At 72.8% G+C, this 9,553-nt stretch carries 7 protein-coding genes; 6 read left to right on the top strand and 1 reads right to left on the bottom strand.

The features are described 5' to 3' along the window. Positions 1–100 precede the first annotated feature (100 nt). Complete coding sequence (locus tag KS423_RS28910) at positions 101–1,069, bottom strand: NAD-dependent epimerase/dehydratase family protein (protein ID WP_224282721.1); 969 nt, start codon at positions 1,067–1,069, stop codon at positions 101–103. Between the two features lie 494 nt (positions 1,070–1,563). On the opposite strand from KS423_RS28910, the gene KS423_RS28905 reads away from it, so the two are divergent. The 6 genes from KS423_RS28905 to KS423_RS28880 form a co-directional block, all read left to right on the top strand. Next, positions 1,564–4,227 carry an SdrD B-like domain-containing protein gene (locus KS423_RS28905; protein WP_224282720.1) on the top strand — a complete coding sequence of 888 codons (2,664 nt, stop codon included), beginning with the start codon at positions 1,564–1,566 and terminating at the stop codon, positions 4,225–4,227. 127 nt (positions 4,228–4,354) lie between these two features. Next, complete coding sequence (locus KS423_RS28900) at positions 4,355–5,152, top strand: hypothetical protein (RefSeq protein WP_224282719.1); 798 nt, start codon at positions 4,355–4,357, stop codon at positions 5,150–5,152. A gap of 142 nt (positions 5,153–5,294) precedes the next feature. After that, the gene (locus KS423_RS28895) at positions 5,295–6,185 is read left to right on the top strand and encodes an ABC transporter substrate-binding protein (RefSeq protein WP_224282718.1); all 891 of its coding nucleotides are present in this window, start codon (positions 5,295–5,297) and stop codon (positions 6,183–6,185) included. Positions 6,186–6,231: 46 nt separating this feature from the next. Then, positions 6,232–7,215 (top strand): amino acid ABC transporter permease, encoded by a 984-nt coding sequence (locus KS423_RS28890; protein WP_224282717.1) that lies wholly within the window; start codon positions 6,232–6,234, stop codon positions 7,213–7,215. Next, entirely contained in the window at positions 7,212–8,021 is an 810-nt protein-coding gene (locus tag KS423_RS28885) for an amino acid ABC transporter ATP-binding protein (protein WP_224282716.1), read from the top strand. The genes KS423_RS28890 and KS423_RS28885 overlap by 4 nt, the downstream gene beginning before the upstream one ends. After that, a partial coding sequence (locus KS423_RS28880) for an amidohydrolase family protein (RefSeq protein WP_224282715.1) occupies positions 8,021–9,553 on the top strand: 1,533 nt, incomplete at its 3' end. The genes KS423_RS28885 and KS423_RS28880, both read left to right, overlap by 1 nt.

Below are 9,553 nucleotides of genomic sequence, written 5' to 3'. Positions count from 1 at the left end.
GGCCCGGGAGATGTCCGGGCCGGGGCCGGACCGGCTGCCGCGGGGCCGCGGTCGGCCCCGCGCCGGCGGTTGCGGTGGTCCGGCCGCTGGTGCCAGGCGCCTACCGCCGGTGCCAGGCGGCGAGGAGCTCGGCCTCCTGGGCGGGGCTGAGGGTGTCCGGCACATGCTCGAACGGCTGGATGTCGCGGGCGGTTTCGGCCACCGGGCGCAGGGCGAGGCCGGTGGCGAGGGCACGCGCCGGATCGGCGGTGCTGGTGGCGCGGGTCTCCGGGATCGCCGGCCAGAGCGGGAGCGCCCGCTGCGTGACGCCGGCGGTGTGGAGGAACTCCTCGGACACCCAGGTGAGGGTGGTGCCGGGCGGGGCGACCGCCGAGGCGATGGCGTCGAGCAGGTCGCCCATGCCGAACGGCGGGGCAGTGGCGGCGTGGTGGGCGCCGGAGGCGCCCCGCTCCAGCAGGGCGACCATCCAGGCGGCGAGGTCGCGGGCGTCGACCACCTGGACCGGTGCGTCCGGCCGGCCGGGGGCGAGCACCTCGCCGCCCCGGGCGAGGCGCTCCACCCAGTAGTCGAAGCGGTGGGTGTAGTCCCGGGGGCCGATCACGTACGTCGGGCGGACCAGCAGCGTCTCCGGGCCGAAGGCCTGCCGGGCGGCGCGCTCGCACTGGACCTTGAGGACGCCGTAGCTCTCGGCGGTGACCTCCTCGGCCTCCGGGCCGTCGGCGGGCAGCAGCGGGGAGTCCTCGGCGTAGCCCGGGGCGGCCGGGACGTCGTACACCGAGAGCGAGGAGACCAGCAGGTAGCGCCCGGCCGCGCCGGGGTCGAGGGCGGCCGCCAACTCCCGGACCTGGCGCGGGAAGTAGGCACACAGGTCGACGGTGGCGTCCCAGCTGCGGCCGCGCAGCACGGACAGGTCGGCGTCGCGGTCGGCGATCAGGTGGGTGGCGTCCGGGAGCAGCCCGGGGCCGGTCCGGCCCCGGTGCAGCACCGTGACCTCGTGGCCGGCGGCCAGAGCCGCCTCGGCGAAGTGGAAACCGATGAAGCGGGTGCCGCCGATGACCAGAATGCGCATCCGAACATCGTGCCAGCCCGCCCCGCGGCGGCGCCAATCGGTGCGTGGTTGTTGCCCGAGTTGTGGGTGGGGCGGGTGAGTCGGGGGCCGGTATGGAGGGTTCCGGGGGGAAGTGTGTTCGACGGTCAACGGCGTGAGGCGGCTGTCGCCGACGGTGGCGGGCCGTGGTCGGCCGGTTTTCGCTGGTCAGTCGCGCGCGGGCGGGGCGGGCAGTGCGACCGTGACGGCCTCGTAACGCCTGATGCCGGGTCAAAGTTCCTGGTTTCCCGGCGAACTTGTGTGAAGTCCCTTTAAGCTCCCGTTAACGATGGCGGCTTTCCGCCACTCGCGAACTCGCTTACGAGAGCGGGCGGGCGGAAGACCCGAACTGGACAATGAGAGCAGGGATGACGACGACAAGTGAACGTACCGCCGGTGCCGCGCGCGGCCCGGGCGGGGGGCGGACGGGTCCACCCGGCCGCCGTGCCGCGGGCCTTCGCACCGCGGGCGGCGCGGTGACGCTGGCCTTGCTGGCCGGTTCCTGGTCCCTGGCGGCGGCCCCACCGGCCTTCCCCCAGACCGGGGACGGCACGGTGGCGGTCCACGTGATCCGGGCCGTGGACACCGACGGTGTCTGGACGCCGGGGCTGGAATCGGGCATGGCGGGCGTGAAGGTGACGCTCACCGACGCCGCCGGGGTCTCGATCGAGGGCACCACGGCGGCGGACGGCACCGTGACGCTGGCGCCGGCCGCGAGCAAGCTGACCGGCGGCAAGTACCGGGTCCAGGTGGTGAACCCGAAGCCGGGCGTGCTCTACCCGGCCTTCGCCTCCCGCGAGGGTCTGAGCGGCGGGCCGAACAAGCTGAGCTCCAACGAGGAGTTCGTCGACCTCTCCGGCGGCAAGAAGGTGGAGATCACCACGGGGCTCTGGAGCCCGGGTGACTACTGCCAGAAGAACGCGCCGCTGGTGTCGACCTGTCAGAACCCGCCCGCGGACGGGGACGCCCAGCACACGCTGGTGTCCTTCCCGTACGAATCCCGCGGAACGGCCGGCACCGGCTTCACCCTGACCGACGTGGCCACAGCCGGGCAGACCGGCAACCTCTACGGCATCGCCTGGAACAAGGCCGACCGGAGGGTGTTCTCCTCGGCCCAGGCCAAGCGGACCACCAAGTACGGTGACGGCGGCCCCGGCGGGATCTACGTCACCGATTGGGACAAGAAGAAGACCACGCTGTTCGCCACCGTCCCGAACGCGGGCACCACCCCGCACACCGGGGGCAACGACGACGGCTTCCTGGCCGCGGTGGGCAAGGAGAGCCTCGGCGGCATCAAGATCACCGACGACGGCAAGGACCTCTTCGTCGTCAACCTGAACGACCGCAAGCTGTACCGCTACGACGCCACCGCGGCGACGGCGGCCGAGCCCAAGGCCGCCTACGCCATCCCGGACCCGGGCTGCCCGGCATCGGGGGACTGGCGTCCGTACGGCCTCGGCATCCAGGACGGCACCGGCTTCCTCGGTGGCGTCTGCTCGGGCGAGTCCACCGGCAAGGCCTCGGACCTGCGGGCCGTGGTGCTGCCGTTCGACCTGTCCACCGGCGCGTTCAAGTCGGCGGTGCTGAACCAGCCGCTGGACTACCCGCGCGGCACCACGGTCGGCGGGCCGTGCCCCGGCACAGGCTGGTTCCCGTGGCAGGACACCTTCCCGACCAGCCAGAAGGGCCAGGCCTGCGGGGACAACTACCTGGCCAACCCCGAGCCGGCGGTGGCCGAGATCGCCTTCGAGACCGACGGCTCGATGCTGCTCGCCTTCCGGGACCGCTTCGGCGACCAGTCGGCGGCCGCCCCGACGGGCGCGGCGATGACCAAGGTCCTGCCCGGCGGTGACCTCCTCAAGGCCTGCCTGGCGAACGGCACGTACGTGCTGGACACCAACCTGGGCTGCGGGTCCACGGCCAAGGGCCAGCGGTTCTTCGACAACGCCCGGATCGGCCACAACAACCCCGCCAACGCCGGGATGGCGTTCTCGAAGGTCGAGGACTCCATCGTGGTCTCGGGCTACGACAGCGACAGCCGGGCCTACGGCTATGGCAGCGCCTTCCAGAAGCGCGACGGCAAGGCGGACGGCGGCGTGCGGCTCAACACGGGCTCCGCCATCCCGCCGTTCGGCAAGGGCGCCGCGATGGGCGACCTGGAGGTCCTCTGCGACCAGGCGCCGCTCCAGATCGGCAACCGGGTCTGGTACGACCCCGAGCGCAGCGGCCTCCAACTGCCGGGCCAGAAGCCGGTACCGGGCGCCACCGTGCACCTGTACGACGAGGCGGGCAAGCTCGTCGGCACCACCAAGACGACCGAGCGCGGCGAGTACTACTTCGACAACAGCAACGTCGAGGGCGGCCTCAAGCCGAGGACCAAGTACACGATCAAGCTGGACAACCCCGCCGACTACGCCAAGGACGGCCCCCTCTTCCAGTGGGTGCCGACCGACCACGACGTCGGTGACAACCACTTCATCGACTCCAAGGGCATCGTTCCGAAGGGCGGCAAGTTCCCGGAGCGGGCACTGACCACCGGCGGCCCCGGCGAGAACGACCACACCTACGACTTCGGTTTCCGCCTTCAGGAGGGTGCGCTGCGCCTGGTCAAGCACGACCAGGACGGCAAGCCGCTGGCGGGCGCCAAGTTCCAGCTGTGGCACGAGACCAACGGGACCGACGGGCTCCAGCCGACCGGCGACAAGCCCGACACCAAGGTCGGTGAGCCCTGCACGACCGGCGCCGACGGCATCTGCCAGGGCACCGGGGTGCCCGGGACGTACTACTGGCAGGAGCTGAGCCCGCCGGCCGGCTACGAGGCACCGGAGGTCACCGTCTTCGGTCCGCTGAAGCTGACCTCGGCGAACCTCGACGCCGGTGTGGAGGTGACGGCCGTCAACAAGCTGATCCCGACGCCGACGCCCACCCCGACTCCGACCGAGACGCCGACCCCGGCGCCGACGTCGGAGGCTCCGGTGCCGCCGGCCCCCGCCCCGCAGCCTCCCGCACCCGGGCAACTGCCCCACACCGGTGCGAGTGAGGGGATGCCGATCGCATTGACCAGTGCGGCGGCGCTGATCGTCCTCGGCACCGCCATGGTGCTGGTGGTCCGCAGGCGCAAGGCCGCCCAGCGCGGCTAGCGTTCGCAGTGGGTGGGCCCGGTGCGGGGAGACCGGCACCGGGCCCGAATCGGGCGGGTTCGTGGGACCGTTGGGTCCTCCGGACCCGCCCGACTGTCGTGTCCGATCGAGGAAAGGGAGCGGCTGCATGCCCCGCAAGACGAAGGCCGAGGCCCGCGCGCCCCGCCGGGCCCGGGCCGGCTGGCTCAAGGCCCTGATCGCGATCGTGGTGTGCGGCGCCGCGGCGGGCGGCGTGGCCGTCTACCGGACGGTCTCCGAGGAGGCCGCCGAACGCCCGGTGACCACCGACGAGGCGGGCCGGCTCGCGCTGTCCCGCCTGAACCTCTACCAGGCGAGCCCGGTGGCGGTGACGCTCACGGCCGACGAGGGCGGGGGCGTCACCATCCGGGTCGACGGGATCGTCGACTACCGCAACCACCGGGGCGTGGGCCGCTACCGGACCACCGGTGCGAGCGGACCGCTGGACCACGGCCTGATCGTCTGGGACACCGGCGGCCTCGGACTGGCCCCCGACCCGGCCGGCACCGCCACCGATGTCCCGGCCTGGCAGCAGGCCGAGCACATCCCGCGCCAGGGCTGGTCGCCGCGGACCTACACCGCGGACCCGCTGGACGCCGGGCTGAACCTGCTGGTCCAGCTCGGTGCCGACCGTCCCGACAACCCGCTGCTGCTCGCCCAGTCCGGGGCCCGCTGGCTGGGCCAGGAGCGGATCGACGGCCGGGGCTACGACCGCTTCGCCGGTCCGCGCGCCCAGGGCGCCGCGCCCGACGGTGCCCGCTCGCCGCTGACCTACTGGGTCGACGGCGACGGCGGGCTGCGCCGGGTGACGATGCGGATGCCGGGGCTGGGCACCCCGGCCACCGTCGACTTCACCGGGCGGCAGGCGGACGCCAAGCTGCCCGAGGCCCCGTGGCTCACCGGCTGACCCGGCACCGCCGGAAGGCCGCGGGACAGGGCGGTCAGCCGTACAAAAATCGTTGGTGAGGCAGCAATAGCTTCATCATCTTCCGTTCACCCGGACTCGGCTGCCAGCATCGGCGCACCGTCACCGCCCGAGGGAGTAGCCGATGAACCGCCCCCGTTCCCTGCGCTGTCTGGCCGCACTGTCCCTGGTCGTCCTGGCCGCCACCGCCTGCGGGCGCTCCGACCAGGGCGGCTCCCCGGCCGCCGGCGCGGCGCAGGCCGCGCAGAACTCCGGGAAGAGCGCCGCCGAGCTGCTCCCGGCGAAGAACAAGCAGAGCGGCGTGCTCAGAGTGGCCACCTCCGTCGGCTACCCGCCGATGGAGATGTACAAGACCGGGACCACCGAGCTGACCGGGGTCGACCCGGACCTCGCCGCCGCCGTCGCCGGGAAGCTCGGCCTGAAGCTGGAGCTCGCCAACTCCTCCTTCGACGGCCTGATCCCCGGCCTCCAGGCCGGCCGCTACGACCTGGTGATGTCCTCCATGACGGACAGCGCGCAGCGCCGCCAGGCTGTCGACTTCGTGGACTACTTCCGCACCGGCGGCGTGATCATGACGAAGAAGGGCAACCCCGAGGGCATCAAGTCCATCGAGGACCTCTGCGGCAAGAAGGTGGTCCTCGCCAAGGGCAGCTCCAACCTGGAGATCGGCGAGCAGCAGAACGCCAAGTGCGCCGCCAAGATGGCGATCTCGCAGAGCGAGGACGCCCCGACCGGGCTGCTCCAGCTGGACAGCGAGCGGGCCGTGGCCACGATCGTGGACTACCCGGTGGCGCAGATGTTCGTGCAGAGCAGCGGCTCCTACGAGGTGCTGCCGGAGCAGTACGGGACGGCGCCGTGGGGCATCGCGGTGGCGAAGAAGGACTCCGGGCTGCGCGACGCGGTGCAGAAGGCGCTCCAGGAGCTGATCGAGAGCGGCGAGTACCGCAAGGTGCTGGACACCTACCAGGTCGGCGGCAGCGCGGTGGAACGCGCCACCGTCAACGCGGCGCAGTGAGATCAGCGGCACCGACGAGATGAGCACCGACATGAGAGACCCCGCGATGCCCGCAGACCCCCCGATGTCCGCCCCGGCGCCCCGAGCGGCCGCCACGACGGGAGCCGCCGACGACCTGGCCTTCGAGGTGACCGGCCGGCCCCGCCCGGCGCGCTGGTTCGCCGTGCTGGCGGCCGCCTTCGTCGCCGTCTGGCTCGCCTGGACCGTCATCGTCAACCCGAACCTGCACTGGGACATCGTCGCCAGGTACCAGTTCGACGGCGTGATCCTGGAAGGGCTCTGGGTGACGGTCCAACTCACCCTGATCTCCCAGGTGGTGGGCATCGTCATCGGCGTGGTGGTCGCGGTGATGCAGCTGTCCGACAGCCCGGTGCTGCGGACCACCGCCGGCGCGTACACCTGGTTCTTCCGCGGCACCCCGCTGCTGGTCCAGCTGATCTTCTGGTTCAACCTGGCGCTGCTCTTCCCGGAGATCAGCATCGGCATCCCGTTCGACGGGCCCAAGCTGGTCAGCTGGCAGTCCAACACCCTGATCACCGGCTTCGTGGCGGCGCTGCTCGGCCTGTCGATCAACGAGGGCGCCTACATGTCCGAGATCGTCCGGGCCGGCATCCAGAGCGTCGACCCCGGGCAGCGCGAGGCCGGTGCCTCGCTGGGCATGTCCAACCGGCAGATCCTCACCCGGGTGGTGCTGCCGCAGGCGATGCGGGTGATCATCCCGCCGTTCGGCAACCAGTTCATCTCGATGCTGAAGACCACCTCGCTGGTCTCCGTCATCGCCGGCGCCGACCTGATGACCGTCTCGCAGCACCTCTACCTCGCCAACTTCGAGGTGATAGCGCTGCTGATCGTCGCGTCCATCTGGTACCTGGTGCTCACCACCATCGCGAGCGTCGCCCAGCACGCGGTGGAGCGGAGGTTCAACCCGGCCGGCGCCCCGCCGGCGCTGCACCGCCGGGTGCTGGCCAACCTGAGGCCCGGGCGCGGCGGAGCGCAGAAGCGGACGACGAAGAAGGGGGAGGGCGCATGAGGACGATCGACCTGGACAAGCCGGGCGGGCCGGCCACCGAGGTGGTCCTGTCGGCGCGGAAGGTGCGCAAGCGTTTCGGGGACCTGGAGGTGCTGCGCGGTATCGACCTGGAGGTGCGGGCGGGGGAGGTGCTCTGTGTGATCGGGCCCTCCGGCTCCGGCAAGTCCACGCTGCTGCGCTGCTTCAACCACCTGGAGAAGATCGACGCCGGGCGGATCGAGGTGGACGGCGAACTGGTGGGCTACGAGCCGCACGGCGCCTCCGGGAGCAGGCTGCGCGAGCGCCGGCCGCGCGACATCCGCCACCAGCGCGAGCGGATCGGCATGGTCTTCCAGCGCTTCCACCTCTTCCCGCACCGCACCGCGCTCCAGAACGTGATGGAGGGCCCGATCGCGGTCAAGCGCCGCCCGCGCGAGGAGGCCGAGCGCCGGGCCCGCGACCTGCTCGCCCGGGTCGGCCTGGCCGACCGCGCCGACCACTACCCGGGCCAGCTCTCCGGCGGTCAGCAGCAGCGGGTGGCGATCGCCCGGGCCCTGGCCATGGAGCCGACCATGATGCTCTTCGACGAGCCCACCTCCGCGCTCGACCCCGAGCTGGTCGGCGAGGTGCTCGGCGTGATGCGCGACCTCGCCCGCAGCGGCATGACGATGATCGTCGTCACCCACGAGATGGGCTTCGCCCGCGAGGTCGCCGACCGGGTCGTCTTCATGGACCAGGGCGCCGTCGTGGAGGCCGGCAGCCCGGCCGAGGTGTTCACCGCCCCGCGGCACGACCGCACCCGGGCCTTCCTCTCGACGGTGCTCTGATGGGAGCGATGGGACTGATGGGAGCGGACGTGACCACGACCCCGGCCGACCTGCTGCTGCGCGGCGCCACCCTGGTGGACGGCACCGGGGCGCCCGCCCGCCCGGCCGACCTCGCCGTCGCGGCCGGCCGGGTCACCGTACTGCCGCCGGGCACCACCGTGGCCGCGACCGAGACGCTGGACGTCACCGGACGGGTCGTCACCCCCGGTTTCGTCGACGTCCACACCCACTCGGACGCGCTCGCCGCCCCGTTCGGCGGCGGCACCCACACCGACGGCGACGCCCTGGACGAACTGCGGCTCGCCCCGCTGCTCCAGGGCGTCACCACGGAGATCAGCGGCAACTGCGGGATCAGCCTGTTCCCCGCGCTGCCCGAGCGGCTGCCCGAACTGGCCGAGCACCTGCGGGTCTCCTTCGGCCTCGGGCCGGTGCTGCCCGCCGAGGACTTCGACGCCTTCGCCGCCGGCCAGCGGCCCGAACTGCGCCGCAACCACATCACCTCGCTGGTCGGCCACGGCACGCTGCGCGCCGGGGTGATGGGCTTCGAGGACCGCCCGCCCACCCCCGAGGAGCTGGCCGCCATGTGCGAACTGCTCGACCGGGCGCTGGCCCAGGGCGCGGCCGGGCTCTCCACCGGCCTGATCTACCCGCCGGGCGTCTACGCGGACACCGAGGAGATCGTGGCCCTGGCGACGGTCGCCGCGCGGCACGGCAAGCCGTACGTGACGCACCTGCGTGACGAGATGTCCCAGGTGGAGAAGGCCCTGGAGGAGGCGCTGGAGATCGCGGTGCGCTCCGGTGCCCCGCTCCAGGTCTCCCACCACAAGACCGCCGGCCGGCACGCCTGGGGCGCCACCCTGCGCACCCTGCCGCGACTGGAACAGGCCCGCGCCGAGGGCGTGGACGTGCTCTGCGACGTCTACCCGTACACCGCCGGCAGCACCGTGCTGCACGCGATGCTGCCACCGTGGACCAGCGAGGGCGGGGTGGCCGCCCTGCTGGAGCGGCTGCGCAGCAAGGAGGCGCGGGACCGGATCCGGGCGGACATCGCGAACGGCGTCGAGGGCTGGGAGAACACCGTCGGCAACGGCGGCTGGGACCTGATCTCGGTGGCCGCCGCCCCGGCCCGCCGCGCCGCCGAGGGCCGCCGGATCGCCGACCTGGCCGCCGAGCGCGGCACCGACCCGGTGGACTACGTCTGCGACCTGCTGCTGGAGGCCCAGGGCGAGGTGACCATCATCAGCCACTCGATGCGCGAGGACGACGTCCGCCGGGTGCTGGCCAGCCCGCTGTCGATGATCGGCTCGGACGGCGTGCCCAAACCCGGCCGCCCGCACCCCCGCTGGGCGGGCAGCTTCGCCCGGGTGCTCGGCCACTACGGGCGCGAGCACGGGCTGCTGCCGCTGGAGCTCGCGGTGCACAAGATGACCGGCCTGCCCGCCGCGCGGTTCGGGCTGACCGGGCGCGGCGTGGTCCGGGACGGCGCCGTCGCGGACCTCGTGGTACTGGACCCGGCGGCCGTCCTGGACGGC

Origin of the sequence: Streptomyces sp. LS1784 (assembly GCF_020103755.1) — a bacterium.
Classification (GTDB): Bacteria; Actinomycetota; Actinomycetes; order Streptomycetales; family Streptomycetaceae; genus Kitasatospora.
This window is presented reverse-complemented; position numbering and strand designations above follow the sequence as displayed.

What these genes read in the sequence shown, in the direction of transcription:
- KS423_RS28910 (WP_224282721.1), bottom strand. Translation starts at nt 1,069, where the DNA reads ATGCGCATTCTGGTCATCGGCGGCACCCGCTTCATCGGTTTCCACTTC.
- KS423_RS28890 (WP_224282717.1), top strand. Translation starts at nt 6,232, where the DNA reads ATGCCCGCAGACCCCCCGATGTCCGCCCCGGCGCCCCGAGCGGCCGCC.
- KS423_RS28900 (WP_224282719.1), top strand. Translation starts at nt 4,355, where the DNA reads ATGCCCCGCAAGACGAAGGCCGAGGCCCGCGCGCCCCGCCGGGCCCGG.
- KS423_RS28895 (WP_224282718.1), top strand. Translation starts at nt 5,295, where the DNA reads ATGAACCGCCCCCGTTCCCTGCGCTGTCTGGCCGCACTGTCCCTGGTC.
- KS423_RS28885 (WP_224282716.1), top strand. Translation starts at nt 7,212, where the DNA reads ATGAGGACGATCGACCTGGACAAGCCGGGCGGGCCGGCCACCGAGGTG.